Consider the following 21,524-nt stretch of genomic DNA (forward strand, 5'->3'; position numbering starts at 1 on the left):
CCGTCCGGGAACTTCCGTCCGGGAACTTCCGTCCGGGAACTTCCGTCCGGGAACTTCCGTCCGGGAACTTCCGTCCGGGAACTTCCGTCCGGGAACTTCCGTCCGGGAACGGCGAAGGCCCGTGCGCCGCCGCACGGGCCTTCGACGCGCCGGTGGTCAGACGCCGAGCACGGAGGGCTGGCCGAGCTCGTGCAGGAAGAGGGCCTCCGTGGTGGCCACGCGGCGCAGCTCCTCCAGGTCCACGCGCTCGTTGGGGGCGTGGATGGCGGCCTCCTCGTCCTCGGCGCCGAAGAGCAGGATCTCCGCCGCGGGGAACTGCTTCAGCAGCGTGTTGACCAGCGGGATCGAGCCGCCGGCGCCCACGTCGCGCGGCGGGCGGCCGAAGGCGCGCTCCATCGCCCGGTTCAGCGCGAACCGCGCCTTGCCGCCCGAGTCGGCCTGGAAGCCGGAGCCGACCGTGAAGTCGCCGAACGACACCTGCACGCCCCACGGGGCCACCTGCCGCAGGAACTCCACGATCGCGTTCACCGTCGTCTTCGGGTCGCCCGCCGGAGGCACCCGCACGGTCACCCGCGCCCGCGCCCTCGGCTGCACCGCGTTGATCGCGCCCGACACCGTCGGCACGTCGAGCCCCGTGACGGTGATCGAGAACGACGACCACAGACGGTCGGCCAGCGAGCCCGAGCCCACCAGCGACACCCCGTCGAGGACGCCGGCCGTCCGCCTGAACTCCTCCTCCGACGGCCCCTGCCCGAGGAACGTGCCGCGCGGCAGGCCCGGGACGCGGACGTCGCCGTTGTCGTCGTGCAGGGCGGTCAGCATGCGCATGAGCGCCGCCAGCGCGTCGGGCGCGGCGCCGCCGAACGAGCCGCTGTGCACGGGCTCCTGCAGCGTGCCGACCTCGATGGTGAAGGCCGCCATGCCCCGCAGCGAGGTGGTGACCGCCGGGTCGCCCACCCGCGGGTTGCCGACGTCGGCCACCACGATGGTGTCGGCCCGCAGCAGGTCTGGGTTGCGCTCGACGAACGCCTCGAGCCGCTCGCCGGCGTACTCCTCCTGGCCCTCGATGATGACCTTGATGCCCACGGGGAACCGGCCCTGGAAGGTACGCAGGGCGGTGACGTGGGAGATGATGCCCGACTTGTCGTCGGCGCAGCCGCGACCGTACAGGCGGCCGTCGATCAGGGTCGGCTCGAACGGCGGGGTCCGCCACGCGGCAAGGTCACCGGCGGGCTGGACGTCGTAGTGGGCGTACAGCAGCACCGTCGGCATGCCGGGAGGCGCGGGGGCCTCACCGTACACGGCGGGGAAGCTGCCCTCGACGGGCACCTGCTGGACGCGCGGCAGGCCCACGGAGCGCAGCAGCTCCTCCGTCATGGCGGCGGCGGCGTACACGGGCTCTTCCGGGTGCCCGGGGAAGGCCACGGAGGGGATGGCGGCAAGTCGCCGCAGCTCGTCGACGGCTTGCGGCATCGCGGCGGCGACGGCGCTCTCGATCTGGTCAGGAGTCACGGGACGGTCCCCCGGGGGTTGTTCTCAACGGGTGGTCTACGGTTGTCCGCGGCGGTCGCGGCCGGCGGACACCGGCTTCCGACGATCGTCGCAGCTCACAGGAGTGCATACCAGTTCACAGCGATTTGCTCACATTGGATCACGGCGGGCCACGCTGGGGAAAACGGGTTCGCGCGCGCGTGACGAATCTATCCTGCGGATTTCGTTGCTGTTACAAAACGGTTCTGCGGATCTCGGATTTCTTGCAGAGTGTCACGACCGATTCGCTTGGCAAACCGGACGTCTCGATGCAGACTGTGGAGAGTTCAGACACGAGGGAAGATAACCATGACGCAGCCCGAAAACGACGTCCTGAAGGCCGCGCAGGACCACCTGTGGTTGCACTTCACCAGACACAGCGCCTACGAGCAGTCCGAGATCCCGACCATCGTCCGCGGTGAGGGGTCCTACGTCTACGACATCCACGGCAAGCGTTACCTCGACGGTCTGGCCGGCCTCTTCGTCGTCCAGGTGGGCCACGGGCGGCAGGAACTCGCCGAAGCGGCCGCCAAGCAGGCGCAGGAGCTGGCGTTCTTCCCGCTGTGGTCGTACGCCCACCCCAAGGCGGCCGAGCTGGCCCAGCGGCTGGCCTCCCACACTCCCGGCGAGCTGAACCGCGTCTTCTTCACCACCGGCGGCGGCGAGGCGGTCGAGAGCGCCTGGAAGCTCGCCAAGCAGTACTACAAGCTCGTCGGCAAGCCGCTCAAGCACAAGGTCATCAGCCGCCAGATCGCCTACCACGGCACCCCGCAGGGCGCGCTGTCGATCACCGGCATCCCGGCGTTCAAGCAGATGTTCGAGCCGCTGGTGCCCGGCTCGGTCCGCGTGCCGAACACCAACCACTACCGCGCCGACGAGATCACCGGCGTCCCCGGCATGACGGCCGAGCAGTACGGCATCTGGGCGGCCGACCGGGTGGCCCGCGCCATCGAGATGGAGGGCCCCGACACGGTGGCCGCCGTCTTCGCCGAGCCCGTCCAGAACGCCGGCGGCTGCTTCCCGCCGCCCCCCGGCTACTTCCAGCGCCTGCGCGAGATCTGCGACGAGTACGACGTGCTGCTCGTCTCCGACGAGGTCATCTGCGCCTTCGGCCGCCTCGGCACGATGTTCGGCGGTCAGAAGTTCGACTACGTGCCGGACATCATCACCTGCGCCAAGGGCATGACCAGCGGCTACTCGCCGATCGGCGCCATGATCGCGCACGAGCGCCTGTTCGAGCCGTTCAAGGGCGGCGACACGATGTTCGCCCACGGCTACACCTTCGGGGGCCACCCCGTCTCCGCCGCCGTGGCCCTGGCCAACCTCGACATCTTCGAGCGCGAGGATCTGCTCGGCCACGTCACCGCCAACGAGCCGCGCTTCCGCGAGACCCTCGAAGGGCTGCGCGACCTGCCGATCGTCGGCGACGTACGCGGCTCCGGCTACTTCTGGGGCATCGAGCTGGTCAAGGACAAGGCCACGAAGGAGACGTTCGACGCGGACGAGTCCGAGCGGCTGCTGCGGGGCTTCCTGTCGAAGGCGCTGTTCGACGCGGGCCTCTACTGCCGCGCCGACGACAGGGGCGACCCCGTGATCCAGCTCTCCCCACCGCTGATCGCAGGTCAGAAGGAGTTCGACGAGATCGCGTCGATCCTGCGCGGCGTCCTGAGTGAGGCGTGGAAACGCCTCTGAACCTCAAACCCCGGCACGACGACGTGCCGGGTTCCCGAAAGGATTCACCGCAATGAAGATCGGCGTACCCGCCGAGGTCAAGAACCACGAGTATCGTGTCGCTGCGACTCCGGCGGGCGTTCACGAACTGGTGCGGGCCGGCCACGAGGTGACCGTCCAGCGTGGGGCAGGCCTCGGCTCACACATCACCGATGAGGAGTACCTCGCCGCGGGCGCGAAGATCATCGACAGCGCCGACGACGTGTGGGGCGGCGCCGACATGGTGCTCAAGGTCAAGGAGCCGATCGCCGAGGAGTACCACCGGCTGCGCGAGGGCCTGGTGCTCTTCACGTACCTGCACCTGGCCGCCTCCCGCACCTGCACCGACGCGCTGCTGCAGGCCGGCACCACGGGCATCGCGTACGAGACCGTGCAGGTGGGCAACTCCCTGCCGCTGCTCGCGCCGATGTCGGAGGTCGCGGGCCGGCTCGCGCCGCAGGTGGGCGCGTACAACCTGATGCGTTTCAACGGCGGGCGGGGCATCCTGCCGGGCGGCGTGCCGGGCGTGGCCCCGGCGAAGGTGGTCGTGATCGGCGGCGGCGTCTCCGGTCTGAACGCCGCGCAGATCGCCGTCGGCATGGGCGCCGACGTCACCGTCCTCGACCTCAACATCGACCGCCTGCGTCACATCGACGCGATCTACCAGGGCCGACTCAAGACGCTGGTCTCCACCCGGTACGCGATCGAGCAGGAGGTCCTCCAGGCCGACCTGGTCATCGGCGCGGTGCTGATCCCCGGCGCCAAGGCCCCGACGCTGGTCTCCAACGACCTGGTCTCCCGGATGAAGCCGGGCTCCGTGCTGGTGGACATCGCCATCGACCAGGGCGGCTGCTTCGAGGACTCGCGCCCGACCACGCACGCCGACCCGACGTACAAGGTGCACGAGTCGATCTTCTACTGCGTGGCCAACATGCCCGGCTCCGTGGCGAACACCTCGACGTACGCGCTGACCAACGCGACCCTTCCGTACGCCGTCAAGCTGGCCGGGCTCGGCTGGCGCGACGCCGTCCGGACGGACGCCGGCCTCGCGGGCGGCCTCAACACGCACGCCGGCCTGCTCACCAACCAGCCGGTCGCCGAGGCCCTCGACCTCCCGTACACGCCGGTCTCCGAAGTGATCTAGACCCTGCCATTCCGAACGAGGCCCCCGGCATGCCGGGGGCCTCGTCGGCGTTCTGGGGCTCTTCACTGCCAAGCAGGGCGGCCGGCTGGAGTCGGGGCGATGCGGCGGGGCCGCTCTGCGGTACTGCCCGCCCCCGGCCGTGCCCCGAGTTGGGAATGAAAATCATTATCAAATAGAGTGCGCTGCGAGAGACCGGAGCCAAAGCTGCTCCGGTGATGACTCGGTCACGTGAGCCCGAGGAGGCTTTGTGTCATCAGTGCAACTCGCATCGGCTCGGTCCGGCCCCCTATCGCCGACCGCGGTGACGGACGCTCCGCGGGGCAGGCGCCGGTTCCGCGCCCCACTCGCCTTCTTCCTCGTCACGCTCGTCCTGCTCGCCAGCCTGGCGCTGTCGACCGCGTTCGGGGCGGAGCCCCTGTCGCCGGCCATGGTGATCGACGTGCTGGTCGGGCGGGTGACCGGCGGGCCGGTCGCGGACCTCGCGTACGACACGATCGTGTGGCAGCTGCGGGTGCCGCGCGCGTTGCTGGCGGCCCTCGTCGGCGCCGGTCTCGCGCTGGCCGGAGTCGGAATGCAGACGCTCGTCCGCAATCCGCTCGCGGATCCTTACCTGCTGGGCGTCTCTTCCGGCGCGAGCGTCGGCGCCACCGCGGTGATCACCTCGGGTCTGTTCGCCGGCGCGGGGGCGTTGACGTTGTCCGGGGGCGCGCTCATCGGGGCGCTCGGCGCCGCGGTGCTGGTGTTCGTGATCGCCACCGCCCAAGGCGGGCTGACCCCGTTGCGGCTGGTGCTCACGGGGACCGTCCTCGGCTCGGCGTTCTCGGCGGTGGCGAGTTATCTGGTCTTCCGCAGTCCCGATCCGGCCGCGGCGCAGTCCGTGCTGTTCTGGTTGCTCGGCAGCCTGGCCGGCGCGGAGTGGTACCAGCTCGCGATACCGGCGATCACGGTGGGGGCCGTCGCCGCGGCGATGCTGGCCGGCAGCGGCTGGCTCGACGCGCTCGCGACGGGCTCCGACACCGCGGCGTCGGTCGGCGTCCCGGTCCGCGCGGTGCGCGTCGGCCTGTTCGTCCTGCTGGCGATCCTCGTCGGCGTGCTGGTCGCGGTCTCGGGCGGCATCGGCTTCGTCGGGCTGGTCGTGCCGCACGCGGCACGGCTGCTGGTCGGCGCCCGGCACCGGGTCCTGCTGCCGGCCTCGGCGATGTGCGGCGCCCTGTTCCTGCTGTGGGTCGACGTCGTCACCCGGATCCTCGTGCCGCCCACCGAGATCCCGCTCAGCGTCGTGTCGGGGCTGATCGGCGCACCGGCGTTCCTCGTCCTGCTCGGGCGCCGGCGTTACCGCTTCGGGGGTGAGGGGTGAGCGTCCACCTGCGCGCCGAGGGGCTGGCCTGCTCGGCGGGGAAGCGCGTCGTCCTCCGCGACGTCCGGCTCGACGTCCGCGAGGGGGAGACGATCGGGATCGTCGGGCCGAACGGATGCGGGAAGTCCACGCTGCTGCGCGTCCTCGCCGGGCTGCGCAACCCCTCGGCCGGTCATGTGCACGTCGGCGGTGTCCGGTTGCACGGCCTCGGCGCCCGGCAGCGGGCACGCAAGGTCGCGCTGGTCGCCCAGGAGCAGGACCTGCCCCCTGACCTGCTCGCCTGGGAAGTCGTCGCGCTGGGCCTCACCCCCTACCGATCGCCGTGGAACGGCGTCGGCCCCCGCGAGCGTGCCGCCGTCGCGGACGCGCTCGCCCAGGTCGCGCTGGCCGATCTCGCCGACCGGCCCGTGAACCAGCTGTCCGGCGGCGAACGCCGCAGGGTGCTCCTGGCCAGAGGGCTGGTGCAGCGCACTCCGCTCCTCCTGCTCGACGAACCGACCAATCATCTCGACGTACGGCACCAGCTGGACCTCATGCGGCTCGTGCGCCGGCTCGGCCGCACCGTGGTGCTGGCGCTGCACGACCTCACCCTGGCCACCTCCACCTGTGATCGCGTCCTCGTGCTGCACGAAGGCCGGGCCCTGCCCCTCGCGCCACCCGGCGAGGCGCTGACGCCCGGCGTCGTCGGCGCCGTCTTCGGCGTGGACGCCACCCCGATCCGCCATCCCGTCACCGGTGACACGCACCTGCTGATCACCCCGCTCCGCCCGGAGTGCACACCATGAACCGCATCGTCCTCGCCACCGCCACCGTCGCGGCGGCCGTCTCGCTCGCCGCCTGCGGCACGACCGCCGCCGCACGGCCGGACCCCGCGGCGATCACGGTCACCAACTGCGGCGAGCCCGCCCGCTTCCCCTCGCCCGCGCGGCGGCTGTTCGTCAACGACGGCAACATGATCGCCATGGCCCTGGCCATCGGGGCCGAGGACCAGCTGGCCGCGGTCTCCAGTCTGCAACGTGACGCCGGCACGCTGCGCCGCCACTACGGCGGCGTCGTCGACCGGCTGAACGTCGTCGCGCCGGGATATCCCTCCCGCGAGACCGTGCTCGCGCAGCGGCCGGACGTCATGATCGCCGGCTGGAACTACGGCTACAGCGAAGAGACCCGGCTGACCCCCGATTCCCTCCGCGAACGAGGGATCGCCCCGTACGTGCTCTCCGAGAGCTGCCGGCAGAACGGCGGCCGGCGGCGGGGGATCGCCGAACCGTGGCAGGCCCTGCGCGACGACCTGGCCAATCTCGGCACGATCACCGGCCGTACCCGGCGGGCCCGGCAGGTCATCGACGACATCGACCGGCGGCTCACCGCGCTGCGGAACGCGCCGCAACCCGGGAAACGGCCCACGATCTTCCTGTTCGACAGCGCCGGCGACACGGTGTTCTCCAGCGGCCGGTTCGGCGCGCCGCAGGCGATCATCGACAGCGCGGGCGGCCGCAACGCGATCGAGGACGTCGACGACAGCTGGACCACGGTGTCCTGGGAACGGGTGGCCGCGGCCGAGCCGGACGCGTTCGTCTTCGTCGACTACCCGCCGCAGACCTTCGAGCAGAAGGTGCGCCTGCTCACCTCGCGGGCCGGCATCAAGGATCTGCCCGCGGTGGCCGAGCGGCGGTTCCTGAACCTGCCCTACGCCCTGTGGACCAGCAGCCCCCTGAACATCGACGCCGCCGAGCAGATCCGCAAGGCGCTCGAACGCTGGCGCCTGGTGCCGGAGTCCACGATCACGCCTCCCTTCGACGACCGTCCCCAATAGAAATGGTATTCATTTTCATATATGGTGCTACAGCCGGATCCGGCGATGAATGTCCAGTTGGGGGGATTCGCTATGAGCTGCGGGAACGTCGAACAACTGGCGCGCGCCCTGCCGGCCGGACGCCGTACACGGCAGCGGGGCGCGGTCCTGCACGTGCTGGTGGACTGCCCGGACTTCGTCTCCGCCCAGCAGCTGCACGCCCTGACGACCGCCGACGGGATCGGGGTGGGGCTGACCACCGTCTACCGCACGCTGCGGGAGCTGGAGGCCTACGGCGGGGTCGACGTCGTGCGCGACGACGCCGGAGAACGGCTGTACCGGCTACGGCCGTCCGGCAGCCACCGCCACTACCTCGTCTGCCGATCCTGCGGCCGCAGCCGGCCGGTGGACGCCGAGGTGGTGGAGGCGTGGGTCGACGAGATCGGCGAGAGCGCCGGGTTCGACGCGGTCGAGCACACCGTCGAGCTCAGCGGAATCTGCGCGGCCTGCCGCTCCGCCACCCCTCCCCTCGCCGGCGAAGGAGAGCAATGATGCCCGTCCCCCTCGTACCTCAAGGAGTTTGACCCGATGACCACCTCCGCGGACGGGCGTGTTCCCGTCACCGTCCTGACCGGCTTCCTCGGCTCGGGCAAGACGACGCTGCTCAACCGCATCCTCACCGAACAGCACGGGCTGAGGATCGCCGTCATCGAGAACGAGTTCGGCGAGGTCGGCATCGACGACGCCCTCGTGCTGGACGCCGAGGAAGAGATCTTCGAGATGAACAACGGATGCATCTGCTGCACCGTGCGCGGCGACCTCATCCGCATCCTCGGCGCGCTCATGCGCAGGCGCGACAAGTTCGACCACATTCTGATCGAGACCACCGGCCTGGCCGACCCGGCGCCCGTCGCCCAGACCTTCTTCATGGACGACGAGATCGCCGCGCAGCTGCGCCTGGATGCCATCGTCACCCTGGTCGACGCCGCCCACGTCCTGCGGCACCTGGACGAGGCCAAGCCCGAGGGCGTGGAGAACGAGGCCGTCGAGCAGATCGCCTTCGCCGACCGCGTGGTGCTCAACAAGACCGACCTGGTCGGCCAGGACACCATCGATGAGGTGATCTCCCGCATCCGCGCCATCAACGCTCCGGTGGAGGTCATCCCCGCCCGGCACGCCGAGGTCGACCTCGCCCGCGTCATGGACGTCGGCGCGTTCGACCTCGACCGGGTGCTCCGCGACGACCCGGCCTTCCTCACCGACACCGAGCACCAGCACGACGCCACCGTCACCTCGGTCGGCATCGACCTGCCCGGCGAGCTGGACGAGGAGCGGCTCAACCGGTGGCTGGGAGAGCTGCTGCGCGCCAAGGGCGCCGACATCTTCCGCTCCAAGGGCATCCTCGCCATCGCGGACGAGCCCCGGCAGTACGTCTTCCAAGGCGTGCACATGCTGCTCGACGGCGAGTTCGGCCGGCCCTGGCAGGAGGGCGAGGCCCGCCGCAACCGGCTGGTGTTCATCGGCCGTGACCTCGACCGCGACGCCCTGGAACGCGCCTTCGCCGGCTGCCTGGTCACCGCGGGGGCCGCCGTATGAGCGTCACGGCGATCCCCGAGGCCCTCGCCTGGGAGTCCGGCGTCGACGACGCGCCTGTCGCGCTCAGCGTGCGGCGCGACCTCGTCGCCGTCGCCGGCGCCGAGGGCACGGTCTGGGTGCTGGACGTCGCCACCGGCGCCGGCGCCAAGGTCCTCGACCTGCCGGGCGGCTCGCTGGACGTGGCGCTGGCCCCCGACGCGCGGCATCTCGCGGCCGCCGGACCTCTCGGCCACGCGTTGTGGGCGCGCGACGGCGGCCGTGCGAGCGTCCTCGAGACCGGCGCGTGGTCGTCGAAGGCGGCCTGGGCCAACAAGGAGCGGGTCGCGATCGCCTCCGGCCGGCGCGCCCTCGTCCTCGACACCGAGGGCCGGGAGCTCTGGGCTCCGGAACCCGCCGCGAGCACCGTGACCGACGTGGCCTGGATGCGCGCCGGCCGCCGCCTGGCCGTGGCCGCCTACGGCGCGGTGAGCTGCCACGAACGGCACACCCCTGTGCCGGTGGCCACCTACCGCTACGTCGGATCCCACCTGGCGCTGGCGATCCCCGCCACCGGGCGGTGGATCTGCAGCGGCAACCAGGACGCCTCCATCCATATCTGGCGCAGCCGCGACGGGTCGGAGCTGACGATGTCCGGCTACCCGGAGAAGGTGAGCCGCCTCGCCTTCGACGACACCGGCACCTGGCTGGCCGCGGACGGCGCGCCCGAGGTGACCGTGTGGGACTTCTCCGGCAAGGGCCCGGCCGGGACCGCCCCCCGTTCGCTGACCTGCCACGAGACGATCACGGCGCTGGCCTGGCGGCCCGGGTCGGACGGGCATCTGGCCAGCGGCGGCGACGACGGCACGATCGCCCTGTGGCGGGCCACCTCCGGCCGGCCGGAGGCGAGGTTGCGGCCCGCCCGCACGCTGGACGGCGGGGCCGCCGTGGCGGCGTTGGCCTGGGCCGCCCCCGACGTGCTGATCGCCGCCTACCGCGACGGACGGGTCGTGGCCCACCGGGTGTCCGGCCTTTGAGTTTCTCTGGACCGCGCCGATGCGCCGCCCCATCATGATCTCATGACCACGCCAGGGGATCGCTCCTCACGACCGCACGACGGTTCTGGAGCATCCCGCCGATCACGCAAGGCCCCTCGGCCCGATCCGGCGACGAGGTGGGTCCCGCCGGCGCCCGCTCCTCCTCCTGATCCCGCGACGAGGTGGGTCCCGCCGGCGTCCGCTCCTCCTCACAGCGGACCTCCCGATCCTCCGCCGGCATCCCCGGCCCCGCCGGCGCAGGATCGGTCGCAGCGGAGGATGGCGATCGTCACCGGCATCACCTTGCCCATCGTCCTGGCCGTCGTCGTCTTCGTGGCCACGGTGGTGATCGGGCCGTTCCAGGAGGACGTCAAGGAGGGGGTGTCGGTCTCGGAGCCGCCCGTCCGGGTGGGCGTCGAGGAGTCCTGGAACGAGGACGTCGACATGGAGTGGGTCTTCGATCGTCCGCTGCCTGCCCAGGCCGTCGGCGAGCTGATGAGCCTGCCGACCGACGGGCCGTCCGTGGTCGGCTTCGCCACCGCTCACGGCGGCCTGCGCTTCTCGAAGTCCTGCCTCGCCTCCGCGGCATGTGACGCGGCGCGGACCCGGTTCAAGCTGGCGCTCACCGGACGGAGGAGGGGCGAGGTCAGGATCACCGACATCGTCGGCCGGGTCCTGGAGCGCCGCGAGCCGCCGAAGGGCGCCCTCCTGTCGGGGCCGACGGCGGGCGCCGAAGAGATCGAGCCTGGCGTGCTCCTCTTCGGGGAGAACTCGACGGTCGAACGCCTGAAAAGCCTGGGCGAGGACGGCCGGCCGGGCCGCGCGTACTTCGACGAGAAATTCGTGCATCTCGCCCTCAACGAGCCCATCGTCTTCGAGGTCATCACCGTCAGCACCTGGGACGTCGACTGGGAGCTCGTCGTCAAGCTCTCGGTCGACGGGAAGGCGGAGGAGACGGTCGTGCGTTCCGACGGCACCCCGACCGGCAAGCCCTTCCGCAACCCCGGGAAGATCTACGACCCGCCGATCTACGAGGGCAGCTACAAGTGCAAGGTCGGGGTCCCGACGTGCGGTCCTCTGAGGTGGTAGCCCCGCCGCCTCGCCGTACGGCGCTGGGACGCCGCAGGACGCGCCGCCTCACCGTACGCCGAGGCGGCGGCGCAGGTCGCGGGCGGTGGCGAGCACGTGCTGGAGCTCGCCCGGGCTCGGCCACGGCGCGCTGCCCGGGCGCAGCAGCGTGCCGCGTACCGACGCCAGGTGCTCCACCGCGCTCGCGTGCACCCCGCTGCGCCGCACCAGCCACCCGATGACGTCGGAGTGGTCGTGCAGCGGCCTGGTCACCACGTCCCACGTGCCGAGGACCTCGGCCAGGTCGGCCACGTCCAGCGCGACCCCGCCGCCGCGCCCGGTGGCGGCGGCGGCCAGCTCGGCCCGCGCGGTCAGCTCCGGCTCGGTCGGCCGCCCCCACGCGGGCGGCGGCGGATCCGACAGCCACGCCTGCGCCTCGCCGTGGCGGCCCGCGACCGACAGCAGCCCGCCCAGTTCGACGGCGGCCGCGTGGTGCCCGGCCCTGGCCGCCTGCCGGAACCAGTGCTGGCCGCCCGCCAGGTCGCCGTACTCGGCGATGAGCAGCAGGCCGTAGTTGAACGCCGACTCGGCGTCCCCGCCGGCCGCGGCCCGCCCGAACCAGTGGCTGGCCGCCGAGGTGTCACCCAGCTCCACGCAGACGAACCCGGCCATCCGCTGGTCCTCGACCCGCCCCGCGCCCGCCGCCTGCTCGAACCAGGCCCGCGCCGTACGCAGGTCGCCCCGCGACAACGCCACGCCGCCGAGCCGGGAGGCCGCACCCGGGTGCTCGTTCTTGGCGGCCAGCCGGTAGTAGGCCTCGGCGCCCTCGGGATCGCGGCTGGCGTGCAGGTAGAGACCCATGCAGTACGCCGACTCCGCGTGCCCGCCCCGAGCCCCGCACTCCCACCAGCGCACGGTCTCCTCGTCGTCGCCCGCCGAGTACGCCAGGAACCCCAGGTCGTGGGCGGAGGCCACGTCGCCGTCGGCGGCCGCCTGGCGGTGCCACTCGCGCGCCGCGGCCTGCTCGCCCTCCTCCTCGCACAGCTGCGCCAGCCGGCGGGCGGCCGTCCTGGACCCGGCCATGGCCGCGCTCTCGAACCACACCCGCGCCGCCGCCACGTCGCCGCGCTGCTCCAGCAGGAGCGTGGCCAGGTTGGTCGCGGCCTCGGCGTCGCCGGTGCTGGCGGCGGCCTCGTACCAGGTGACGGCCTCCTCCAGGGTTCCGTGTTGCTCGTGCCAGACGCCCAGGTTGTAGGCGCTGTCGATGTTGCCGAGGCGGGCGGCCAGCTCCCACCAGAGCTTCGCCGCCGCGCGGTCGCCGAACTGGGCGTAGAGCTTGCCGAGCCGGTGCGCGGCCTGCGCGTCGCCTTCCCGCGCGGTGGCCAGCAACTCGGCCTCGTCTCCCACGCGCGGCGCCGGTACGGACGGCGCCGGCGCCTCTCCTTGCCAGGCCATGGCGACAGAGTGGCACGTGATCGCCCGGTTGCCCACCGTAATGGCCGACACTTGACATCCTCGCCCGCGTCCAGCGAGCCGTCACGAGAACATGATGAATCCCGCGTACATGCCCATGCCGCAGACGTACCGCAGGGAGCCGGGCGGTTGCGGCGGCAGCCGTACGACGGCCGGCAGCGCCACGTCGCGCCCGTCGATGGACACCGTGCCGGTGCAGCCGGGCTCGGCGACCTTGAAGACCACCTCGACGGGCACGCCCGCCGGCGCGTTCACCATGGACGGGCGGTAGCCGTCGCGGGTCGCCCAGACGGTGACGGTCGGTTGCGGCGGCCCCGCCGCGGCCGGCGCGGGTGCGGTGAGCCAGCCGCCGAGGCTGACGCCCGCCGCCGCGGTCCACAGGCCGGCGGCGATCGCCACCACCCCGGCCAGCCGGGCCAGCCTGGTGCGCGAGACGCGCCGCAGCACCCAGCCGAGCAGCGCGAAGGCGGGTGCGGTGCCGAGCACGAACCCCGCCATCGCCGCGGCCCCCGCCAGCGGCGATCCACTGGAGATCGCGATCATCTCCATGCTCAGCGTCACCCCGCAGGGCACCAGGATGGTGGCCGCCCCCAGCAGCGGAGCCTTGTACGCACGGCGCGTGCGGGGCTCGGGCGCGCAGCGGTCAGGGCCGCGCCGCCACAGCCGTACCGCGAAGCCGACGATCGTGAGCCCGGCCGTGACCAGCAGCACCGCCCGGGCCTGCGGCGGCAGGCTGACGGCCGAGCCGAGCAGGCCGAGCAGCGCCCCCACCGCGGTGTGCGAGACGAGCCGGCCCGCGAGGAACCAGCCCACCGTCGCCCGGCGGTCGTCCACGAGGCCCATGAGCAGGCCGCCCTGCGTCGCGGTGCACGTGGCGGTGCCGGCCAGCAGACCGGCCGCGACGCCGCCGGCGAGCAGGGCGGCGGCCTGCGCGCTCAGGGCCGGGCGAGGAGCTCGGCGGTGTACCGGCCGCGGAAGCTGACGCTCATGTCCGTCCCCACTCTCCATGACGTCGGTATACGCAACGTAACGCGACGCCATGGATGCGGCCAGTAACAATTTCGTGAGGTTTAGGATGAACCGCCCTTGAGGACGGACATCCGCTCCATGTACTCGTCGTCGCTCATCTCGCCGCGGGCGTACCGCTCGGCGAGGATCTGCTCCGCCGACGCGGTCGGCGACGGCGGGGACGCGGTGGCGGCGGCCGGGCGTCGCGGCCCCCACCAGCCTCTGCGCCGGCCGGTGACGGCGAGCGCGATGACGGCGACCCAGGCCAGCCCCCAGATGATCGGGAAGACCGGCGTGAAACCCCCGGCGCCCCAGTGCGGCGCCATCTGTGCGATCGTGTGCATCTTCTCCTCCTTCGGCGTATGCCTCCAGACTCCGCCGAAGAAGCCCACCCCGAATCGCACCCCGGTCCCGTTCCCCGATCCGCCGCAGGGAGTGCCCAGGCCCCTGCCGCCCTACGACGACGGGCGTACGGGGGTCACGCCAGGCAGAACTCGTTGCCCTCGGGGTCGATCATGACGACCCAGTCGTCGAACGTGGTGATCAGCCGGGCGCCCAGGCCGAGCAGGCGGTCGATCTCGGAGTCGAGGTCGTCGGCGCGCAGGTCGAGGTGGAGCCGGTTCTTGTGCACCTTGCGTTCCGGCACCCGCTGGAACCACAACCGCGGCAGCCCGCCGTCGACCAGCACCGTCGGGTCGTCCTCCGGGTCGAGGACGCCCTTCGCGCGCAGCCGCGTCAGCTCCTCCTCGTCGTACGGCGCCACGGCGTAGCCGTCCAGCGCCTGCGCCCAGAACCTGGCCAGCGAGGCCGGATGCCGGCAGTCGATCACCACGTCATGCAGTCTCGCCATCGGGCCTCCTCGCCTCGACCAGGAAACGGGAGGAGTGGGCCACGAACGGCCCCTCCGACTCGATCAGCTGGTGCAGCTCGCGCAGCCGCTCGGCGTAGCGCTCGACGGAGAACCCCGGCACGATCCAGATCACCTTGCGCAGGAAGTAGATCACCGCCCCGACGTCGCGGAACTCCATGCGCAACCGCTCGAACCGCAGGTCGACGACTTCGAGCCCGGCTGCCTGCGCGGCCTTCCTGGCCTCCTCGGGGTCGCGGGCGGTGCCGTCGTACGGGCCGATGAAGAACTCGGTCAGCTCGGCCACGCTGCGCGGCCCCACCTGCTGGGAGAAGTACGACCCGCCGGGCCGCAGCACGCGGGCGATCTCCTCCCACCACGTCTCGACCGGGTGGCGGCTGGTCACCAGGTCGAAGGACGCGTCGCGGAACGGCAGGCGCGGCTCGTCGTCGTCGGCCACCACCCAGGCGCCGCGCGGCCGCAGCCGGGCGGCGGCCAGCGCCAGGTTGGGCGGCCACGATTCGGTGGCCACAGTGACGGGCGGCAGCGCGGGCACGCCGGCCAGGATCTCGCCGCCGCCGGTCTGCACGTCGAGCGCCGCCCGCGCCCCGGCCATCCGCTCGCCCAGCAGCCGGGCGTAACCCCACGAAGGGCGTTCCTCGCTGGCCCGGCCGTCGAGCCAGGAGAAGTCCCAGCCCGCCACGGACACCGTGTTGGCCTCCTGGACGAGGTCGTCATACGAGCGCCGCATGTTATGACCTTGGCAGTGGACGACCTCCGCAGACAACCAAATTTCCTCATCGGATGCGGCTGCGTACCGTCGTCCGGTCGATGCCGAGCTGGTCGACGAGCTGCGCGACGGGGTCGGGCGGGGGCTGCTCCAGGAGGATCAGCGCCAGGTGGCGCGGCACCTCGTGTCTGGTCTTCATGGTCGTGGCCTTGACGGCCTGGTTGAGCACGGAGCGGGCGCTCGACGTGAGCGCCGTGTCGGGCACCCGTGGGTGCTTGCGGGGGGTGCCGGGCAGGTCGCCGACCTCCAGGCCCAGCATGCGCAGCGCCGCGCGGTCGAGGTCTTCGAGCGCCGCGCGGGCGGCGGCCAGGTCGACGCCGAGCGCCTGCGCGGACTCGGCGTGGTGGAGCAGGCCGAGCAGCAGGTGCTCGGTGCCCATGCGGCGGTCGCCGCGCAGCCGGGCCTCCTCGAAGGAGGCCTTGATCACGACTGCCAGCGGGTTCTTCTCCTTGCCGAACATCGCCTCGCCCTCATTTTCCGTATTTGGCGTGTACCGACTGCCGTGACATGCCGAGCGCGTCGCCGATCTGCTCCCAGGTCCACCCCTGCTCCCTGGCCAGCGCCACGGACAGCGCCTCGACCTGCTCGGCCAGCCGGTGCAGCGCGCCGACCGCCCGCAGCCCCATGGCCGGGTCGTTGGCGCGGATCCGCTCGGACAGCTCTGTTACGTCCACGGTGTCAGGCTAGATTGACAACGGCGGATTTGTCAATCTAGCCTGACAGGCATGGAGGATGTGCTGATCGTGGGGGCGGGACCGGTCGGGCTGATGCTCGCGTGCGAGCTGAGCCTGGCCGGAGCCCGCCCGGTCGTGCTGGACAAGAGACCCGAGCCGAGCGAGCTGCCCAAGGCCAACGGGCTGGCCGGGCAGATCGTCGACTTACTGGATCACAGAGGGCTGCTGGAGCGGTTCGCCGAGGCCGGCCCGTTCGTCGGCCGGGCACCGGGGTTCCCGTTCGGGTCGGTGCCGCTGTGGCTCGGCGGGATCGAGGACAGCCCGCTGCGGCTGCTGCTGATCCAGCAGCCGCGGCTGGAGCGGCTGCTGGCCGAGCGGGCGCGGGAGCTCGGGGTCGAGGTCAGACGAGGGTGCGAGGTCCGCTCGCTCTCCCAGGACGAGGAAGGAGTGACGCTCGACGTCGGCGACGGGCGGATACGGGCCCGGTACGCGGTCGGCTGCGACGGCGCCGGGAGTCTCGTGCGCGAGCAGGCAGGGATCGCCTTCCTCGGAACCACCGACGAGGAGAGGATGCTGATCGGCCACTTCAAGGCCGACATGAAGGTGTTCGAGTCCCTGGAGGAGGCAGGCCTCGAGCCGGGCTGGACCCGGCGGCCGAACGGCCGTGTGCTGTTCAACTCGCTGCACGAGGGCGTGCTCGTCGCCGCCGTGCGGGAGCGGGGCGGCGTCACCGGCGACACCGTGACGCCGGAGGACTTCCGCGCCGCCGTCCGCCGCGTGCTCGGCGCCGACATGCCGCTCGACGAGCCGATCTGGTTGTCGAGCACGGCCGCGCAGGCCAGACTCGCCGAGCGGTACCGGGCCGGGCGGGTGTTCCTCGCGGGTGACGCCGCCCACCTGTTCCCGGCGGGCGGGTCGGCGCTCAACGTCGGCATGACGGACGCGGTCAACCTGGGCTGGAAACTGGCCGCCAGGCTGCGCGGGCGGGTGCCGGACGCGCTGCTCGACACGTACGAGTCCGAACGCCGGCCGGTCGGCGAGCGCACGCTCATGCAGACTCGCGCGCAGGCGGCCATCGACGGCGCGGAGGGCGAGGACGGCGCCGCGCTGCGCGACCTGCTCGCCGAGGTGTTCGCCTTCGAGCAGCCCGCCCGCCACCTGGCCACACTGCTGCACGACTCCGGCATCCGGTACGACACCGGCACGGAACCTGCCGGCCGGTTCCTCACCGATCCGGGCCTGGCGGAACTGGCGCGCGGGGCGCTGTGCGAGGGCCGGCCCGTGCTGCTCGACCTCACCGGCGGCACTCTGGGGGAGCGCTGGGCGGGGGACGACTGGATGGAGGTGATCCGGGCCCGCCGCGACGACCCGCCCGCGGACGCGCTCCTGATCCGCCCCGACGGCTACGTGGCCTGGTGGGGCGCGGACGGCATCGAGGAGGCGGCCGAACGCTGGTTCGGCGCGACGGTCACAGCCAGCCCGGCTTGACCAGGCCCGACTCGTAGGCGATGACGACCAGCTGGGCGCGGTCGCGGGCGTGCAGCTTCATCATGGCCCGGCTCACGTGGGTCTTGGCGGTGGCGGGCGACATGAAGAGCTTCGCGGCGATCTCGTCGTTCGTCATGCCGGTGCCGACGAGGGAGAGCACCTCGCGTTCGCGCTCGGTGAGCTGGTCGAGGCCGTCGGCGGCGACCGGCTCCTTGGCGCGGGAGGCGTACTCGGCGATGAGACGGCGGGTCACGCTCGGCGACAGCAGCGCCTCCCCGGCCGCCACCACCCGCACGGCCTGGATCAGCTCGGCCGGCTCGGTGTCCTTGACCAGGAAGCCGCTGGCGCCGCCGCGCAGCGCCTCGAAGACGTACTCGTCCAGCTCGAACGTCGTCAGGATGATGATGTGCGGCCCCGGCGGCATCTGCCGGGTGGCGGTCAGGCCGTCGGTGCCGGGCATGCGGATGTCCATCAGCACGACGTCGGGCTGATGCTCGGCCGCCAGCCGCACGGCCTGTGCGCCGTCGGACGCCTCGGCGACCACGGTCATGTCGGGCTGGGCGTCGAGCAGCGCCTTGAAGCCCGCCCGTACCAGCGCCTGGTCGTCGGCCAGCAGCACCTTGATCATGAGGTCTCCTCGGGTAGGGGGAACCGAGCCTCGACCTGGAAGCCGGGCCCTGACGGGCCGGCGACCAGCGTTCCGCCGAGCGCGGCGGCGCGTTCGCGCATGCCGGGGATGCCGTTGCCGCTGCCCGACTCCGACAACGACTCCGACGGCGCGGGTGGTGTCGTGGCGCCGGTGTCGGTGACCCGTACGACCAGCTCCTTATCGGCGTATTCCAGGCGCACGCCCACATCGGCGCCGGGCGCGTGCCGGGCGGCGTTGGTGAGCGACTCCTGCACGATCCGGTACGCCGCCCGCTCCACCTGCGACGGCAGCGGCCGGGAGCCGACCCGTTTGAGCGTCACCGTGAGCCCCGAGCGCTCGACCAGCTCGTCGAGCCGGTCGAGCCCGGCGGTGGGGGAGCGGGGGGCGCCTTCGCGCAGGACGTTCAGCACCGAGCGCATCTCGCCGAGCACCTCCTTGGAGGCCGTCTTGATGGTGGCCAGCGCGGTCCTGGCCTGCTCGGGGTTGGCGTCGATGAGGTGCAGCCCGGTGGAGGCCTGCACGTGGATGAGGGAGATGTTGTGGGCCAGCACGTCGTGCAGCTCCTGCGCCATGGTCAGCCGTTCCTCGCTGGCCTGCCGCCTGGCCTCCTCCTCGGCGGTGCGCTCGCGCTCGGCCCGGCGCTCCTTGACGATCCTGACCAGCTCGGCCAGGACCATCAGCAGCATGATGGAGGTGAGGATCCACACGTTGTGGAAGAAGTCGCGGTTGCCGACCAGCCAGGCGTAACTCAGGAACGACACCAGCGTCAGCCCCGCCATGCTCCACGCCACCAGCCTGCGGCCCCGCGCGACCAGCAGGAACAGCAGCACGGCGGGGCTGAAGAAGCACGGCCCGTAGGGGTATCCGGCGATCAGGTACAGGTCGCAGGCGCCCAGCGCGGCGGCCGTGGTGAGCAGCGGGAAGCGCCTGCTGAGCAGCACCGCGACCGGCCCGACCAGCAGCAGCGCGTAGGCGTAGGCGTCGGGCGGCACGCGGTCCGGCTGGCCCCACGCAGCGCCCCTGGAGGTCACCATCGTGACCGCCGCCACGATGAGGGCGAGATAAGGGTCGAACGTCCTGCGCACGAGCACCAACGTAGGCCAGCACCGTGCCCCGCGCATCATCCCAGCGTGTGACGGAGCACTACCGCGATGGGCGTATCTGCGTCATTGTGGACAACATGCGCCGTGTGATCTTTCCCGCAGCAGCAGCAGCAGTCCTCGCCGTCTCTCTCCTGCACGCGCCACCCGCGTCGGCCGACCCGCCACGGAAGACACCGGTCGCCGAGGGGTACGGCGGCGCCGTCGCCACCGTCGACCTGGAGGCCAGCAAGGCGGCCATCGCCGTGCTCAAGAGAGGCGGCAACGCCGTGGACGCGGCCGTCGCGGCGGGCGCGGTGCTCGGCGTCACCGAGCCGTACTCGGCGGGCCTGGCCGGCGGCGGCTTCATGGTCTACTACGACGCGCGCAAGCGTAAAGTCTTCACCATCGACGGCCGCGAGACCGCGCCCAAGGCGATGGGGCCGACCGCGTTCGAGGGCGTCCCGTTCGAGGAGGGCGTCACCAGCGGGCTGTCGGCGGGCGTGCCCGGCACGGTCGCCAACTGGGACGTGGCCCTGCGCAGGTTCGGCACGCTCTCGCTCAGGCAGGCGCTCCAGCCGGCCGTCGAGGTGGCCTCCAGGGGCTTCGTCGTGGACCAGACGTTCCACGACCAGACGGCCGCCAACGCCGACCGTTTCAAGGACTTCACCTCCACGGCCGAGCTCTACCTGCCGAACGGAGCCCCGCCGCGGGTCGGCTCGGTGTTCAGGAACCCCGAGCTCGCGGCCACGTACCGGGAGCTGGGCAGGCGCGGCCCCGAATGGTTGTACGGCGGGCAGCTCGGCAAGGAGGTCGTGGCCACGGTCAAGCGGCCGCCGGTCACCGCCGGCAGCACCCGCAACGTGCGGCCGGGCCTGATGGAGCTGTCCGACCTGCGCGACTACCGCGCCCTGCTGCGCGAGCCCACGAAGGTGTCGTACAAGAACCTCGACGTGTACGGCATGGCGCCGCCCTCGTCCGGCGGCTCCACGGTCAGCGAGGCGCTCAACATCATGGAGGCGCTGCCCGAGGTGGGCCTGCACGAATACCTGGAGGCGTCCAGGCTGGCCTACGCCGACCGCGGCCAGTACGTCGGCGACATCCCCGGCGTGCCGCTGGACGAGCTGCTGTCCGACGGCTTCGCCAAGGAACGCGCCTGCCTGATCGACGAGCGCGCCATGCCCCACCCGGCCGCTCCCGGCAGCCCCGACGGCTCGTACGGGCCGTGCGCCGAGCCCGGCGGCACCGCGACGCCGGTCGCGAAGGAGGGCCCGGAGACCACGCACCTCGTCGTCGCCGACCGCTGGGGCAACGTGATCGCCTACAACCTGACGATCGAGTCCACCGGCGGCAACGGCATCGTGGTGCCCGGCCGCGGCGTGCTGCTCAACAACGAGCTGACCGACTTCACGTTCGGCCCGGCCCCCGGTGACCCGAACCTGCCCGGGCCCGGCAAGCGCCCGCGCTCGTCGATGGCGCCGACGCTGGTGTTCGAGAAGGGGCGTCCTGTGCTGGCGGTCGGCTCGCCCGGCGGCTCGACCATCATCACGACCGTGCTGCAGATCCTGCTCAACCGGTACGAGTGGGGCATGAGCCTGCCCGAGGCCCTGGCCGCGCCGCGCGCCACCCAGCGCAACACCGCGCAGACGCAGGCCGAGCCGGCGTTCCTGGACAGGTACCGGGCCGAGCTGGAGGCCAAGGGGCACAGCTTCACCTCGAACCCGGAGATCGGCGCCGCCACGGCCCTGGAATTCCTGAGCCGCGACCGCGTCCAGGCCGTCGCCGAACCCACCCGCCGCGGCGGCGGCAGCGCGATGGTCGTCTCCTCCCGCGGATGACCCCGTGTCGCCCTGCCCGGCGGGCCGCCCCGCCGAGCAGGGCGCTCACTCATCCAGCTTCGACACCTCGACGGCGAGGCCACGGCGTTCGCCCGGTGTGTCCGGGAACGACGGAAACCCGCCACGGCCCCCGCGGCGGGTGACTTCAGTCGGAGGCGACTACTGCAGCAGCAGGAAGGCGACGACGCCGACGATCGCGATGCCGAGGACGACCGCGAGGATGGGCAGGAGGGGCGACTTCTTGGGCTTGGCCGCGGCGGACTCCTGCTCGCGCGCGTTCGCGAACGCGCGGAAAGCCTGGGTGTTGCCCGCCGGGTCGATGTGCTGGTCAGACATGGCCAGCAGCCTAGCGTGATCGCTTGCGAAGTTTGCACTGTTTGGCGGGATCCACAGGGCACAACCTTTGCCGTACCGCGGAGCCCCGGCACGGGTTGATGACGGGACCACGCCCCCCGCCGGATAGTTTTG

The 21,524-nt window shown here is 72.1% G+C and carries 22 protein-coding genes; 11 read left to right on the plus strand and 11 right to left on the minus strand.

The window, feature by feature from the left end:
• Positions 1-156 precede the first annotated feature (156 nt).
• Positions 157-1,512: a dipeptidase gene (locus ACIBP6_RS35345; RefSeq protein ID WP_132620317.1), complete on the minus strand. Its 1,356-nt coding sequence runs from the start codon at positions 1,510-1,512 to the stop codon at positions 157-159.
• 327 nt (positions 1,513-1,839) lie between these two features.
• On the opposite strand from ACIBP6_RS35345, the gene ACIBP6_RS35350 reads away from it, so the two are divergent.
• The 9 genes from ACIBP6_RS35350 (at position 1,840) to ACIBP6_RS35390 (ending at position 11,231) form a co-directional block, all read left to right on the plus strand.
• Positions 1,840-3,222, plus strand: a complete 1,383-nt coding sequence (locus tag ACIBP6_RS35350; protein WP_397058157.1) for an aspartate aminotransferase family protein — start codon at positions 1,840-1,842, stop codon at positions 3,220-3,222.
• Between the two features lie 52 nt (positions 3,223-3,274).
• A complete protein-coding gene (gene ald / locus ACIBP6_RS35355; protein ID WP_397058158.1) occupies positions 3,275-4,384 on the plus strand; it encodes an alanine dehydrogenase in 1,110 nt (369 codons plus the stop codon).
• 301 nt (positions 4,385-4,685) lie between these two features.
• Positions 4,686-5,741, plus strand: a complete 1,056-nt coding sequence (locus ACIBP6_RS35360) for a FecCD family ABC transporter permease (protein ID WP_397058159.1) — start codon at positions 4,686-4,688, stop codon at positions 5,739-5,741.
• A complete protein-coding gene (locus ACIBP6_RS35365) occupies positions 5,738-6,526 on the plus strand; it encodes an ABC transporter ATP-binding protein (RefSeq protein WP_397058160.1) in 789 nt (262 codons plus the stop codon). Before ACIBP6_RS35360 ends, ACIBP6_RS35365 begins: the two co-directional genes overlap by 4 nt.
• Positions 6,523-7,554: an ABC transporter substrate-binding protein gene (locus tag ACIBP6_RS35370; protein WP_397058161.1), complete on the plus strand. Its 1,032-nt coding sequence runs from the start codon at positions 6,523-6,525 to the stop codon at positions 7,552-7,554. The genes ACIBP6_RS35365 and ACIBP6_RS35370 overlap by 4 nt, the downstream gene beginning before the upstream one ends.
• Before the next feature lie 72 nt (positions 7,555-7,626).
• Positions 7,627-8,085 (plus strand): Fur family transcriptional regulator, encoded by a 459-nt coding sequence (locus ACIBP6_RS35375; protein WP_397058162.1) that lies wholly within the window; start codon positions 7,627-7,629, stop codon positions 8,083-8,085.
• Between the two features lie 36 nt (positions 8,086-8,121).
• On the plus strand, positions 8,122-9,129 hold the full coding sequence (locus ACIBP6_RS35380; protein ID WP_397058163.1) for a CobW family GTP-binding protein: 1,008 nt from the start codon (positions 8,122-8,124) through the stop codon (positions 9,127-9,129).
• The gene (locus tag ACIBP6_RS35385) at positions 9,126-10,142 is read left to right on the plus strand and encodes a WD40 repeat domain-containing protein (RefSeq protein ID WP_397058164.1); all 1,017 of its coding nucleotides are present in this window, start codon (positions 9,126-9,128) and stop codon (positions 10,140-10,142) included. Before ACIBP6_RS35380 ends, ACIBP6_RS35385 begins: the two co-directional genes overlap by 4 nt.
• A gap of 279 nt (positions 10,143-10,421) precedes the next feature.
• A complete protein-coding gene (locus ACIBP6_RS35390; RefSeq protein WP_397058165.1) occupies positions 10,422-11,231 on the plus strand; it encodes a hypothetical protein in 810 nt (269 codons plus the stop codon).
• Between the two features lie 48 nt (positions 11,232-11,279).
• On the opposite strand, the gene ACIBP6_RS35395 is transcribed toward ACIBP6_RS35390, so the two are convergent.
• The 7 genes from ACIBP6_RS35395 to ACIBP6_RS35425 form a co-directional block, all read right to left on the minus strand.
• Positions 11,280-12,665 carry a tetratricopeptide repeat protein gene (locus ACIBP6_RS35395; RefSeq protein ID WP_397058166.1) on the minus strand — a complete coding sequence of 462 codons (1,386 nt, stop codon included), beginning with the start codon at positions 12,663-12,665 and terminating at the stop codon, positions 11,280-11,282.
• A gap of 81 nt (positions 12,666-12,746) precedes the next feature.
• Positions 12,747-13,691: an urease accessory protein UreH domain-containing protein gene (locus ACIBP6_RS35400; RefSeq protein ID WP_397058167.1), complete on the minus strand. Its 945-nt coding sequence runs from the start codon at positions 13,689-13,691 to the stop codon at positions 12,747-12,749.
• Between the two features lie 62 nt (positions 13,692-13,753).
• The gene (locus ACIBP6_RS35405) at positions 13,754-14,035 is read right to left on the minus strand and encodes an SHOCT domain-containing protein (RefSeq protein ID WP_397058168.1); all 282 of its coding nucleotides are present in this window, start codon (positions 14,033-14,035) and stop codon (positions 13,754-13,756) included.
• A gap of 134 nt (positions 14,036-14,169) precedes the next feature.
• Positions 14,170-14,541: a VOC family protein gene (locus ACIBP6_RS35410; RefSeq protein WP_132621823.1), complete on the minus strand. Its 372-nt coding sequence runs from the start codon at positions 14,539-14,541 to the stop codon at positions 14,170-14,172.
• The gene (locus tag ACIBP6_RS35415; protein ID WP_397058169.1) at positions 14,525-15,289 is read right to left on the minus strand and encodes a class I SAM-dependent methyltransferase; all 765 of its coding nucleotides are present in this window, start codon (positions 15,287-15,289) and stop codon (positions 14,525-14,527) included. Before ACIBP6_RS35415 ends, ACIBP6_RS35410 begins: the two co-directional genes overlap by 17 nt.
• A gap of 46 nt (positions 15,290-15,335) precedes the next feature.
• Complete coding sequence (locus tag ACIBP6_RS35420; protein WP_397058170.1) at positions 15,336-15,788, minus strand: Clp protease N-terminal domain-containing protein; 453 nt, start codon at positions 15,786-15,788, stop codon at positions 15,336-15,338.
• A 10-nt stretch (positions 15,789-15,798) separates the two neighbouring features.
• Complete coding sequence (locus ACIBP6_RS35425; RefSeq protein ID WP_397058171.1) at positions 15,799-16,002, minus strand: helix-turn-helix domain-containing protein; 204 nt, start codon at positions 16,000-16,002, stop codon at positions 15,799-15,801.
• A gap of 51 nt (positions 16,003-16,053) precedes the next feature.
• Between ACIBP6_RS35425 and ACIBP6_RS35430 the strand changes: the two genes are divergently transcribed.
• Complete coding sequence (locus ACIBP6_RS35430; RefSeq protein ID WP_397058172.1) at positions 16,054-17,490, plus strand: FAD-dependent monooxygenase; 1,437 nt, start codon at positions 16,054-16,056, stop codon at positions 17,488-17,490.
• Here ACIBP6_RS35430 and ACIBP6_RS35435 read toward each other — a convergent pair.
• Together ACIBP6_RS35435 and ACIBP6_RS35440 are read right to left on the minus strand one after the other, a co-directional pair.
• Positions 17,471-18,118 (minus strand): response regulator, encoded by a 648-nt coding sequence (locus ACIBP6_RS35435; protein ID WP_132621831.1) that lies wholly within the window; start codon positions 18,116-18,118, stop codon positions 17,471-17,473. The genes ACIBP6_RS35430 and ACIBP6_RS35435 overlap by 20 nt on opposite strands.
• Complete coding sequence (locus ACIBP6_RS35440; protein WP_397058173.1) at positions 18,115-19,224, minus strand: sensor histidine kinase; 1,110 nt, start codon at positions 19,222-19,224, stop codon at positions 18,115-18,117. The genes ACIBP6_RS35435 and ACIBP6_RS35440 overlap by 4 nt, the downstream gene beginning before the upstream one ends.
• A gap of 95 nt (positions 19,225-19,319) precedes the next feature.
• On the opposite strand from ACIBP6_RS35440, the gene ggt reads away from it, so the two are divergent.
• Entirely contained in the window at positions 19,320-21,056 is a 1,737-nt protein-coding gene (ggt, locus tag ACIBP6_RS35445; protein WP_397058174.1) for a gamma-glutamyltransferase, read from the plus strand.
• Positions 21,057-21,215: 159 nt separating this feature from the next.
• On the opposite strand, the gene ACIBP6_RS35450 is transcribed toward ggt, so the two are convergent.
• Entirely contained in the window at positions 21,216-21,392 is a 177-nt protein-coding gene (locus tag ACIBP6_RS35450; protein ID WP_165970145.1) for a hypothetical protein, read from the minus strand.
• Positions 21,393-21,524: the final 132 nt, after the last annotated feature.

Origin of the sequence: Nonomuraea terrae, from assembly GCF_044465245.1 — a bacterium.
In the GTDB taxonomy this organism is placed as follows: domain Bacteria; phylum Actinomycetota; class Actinomycetes; order Streptosporangiales; family Streptosporangiaceae; genus Nonomuraea; species Nonomuraea terrae.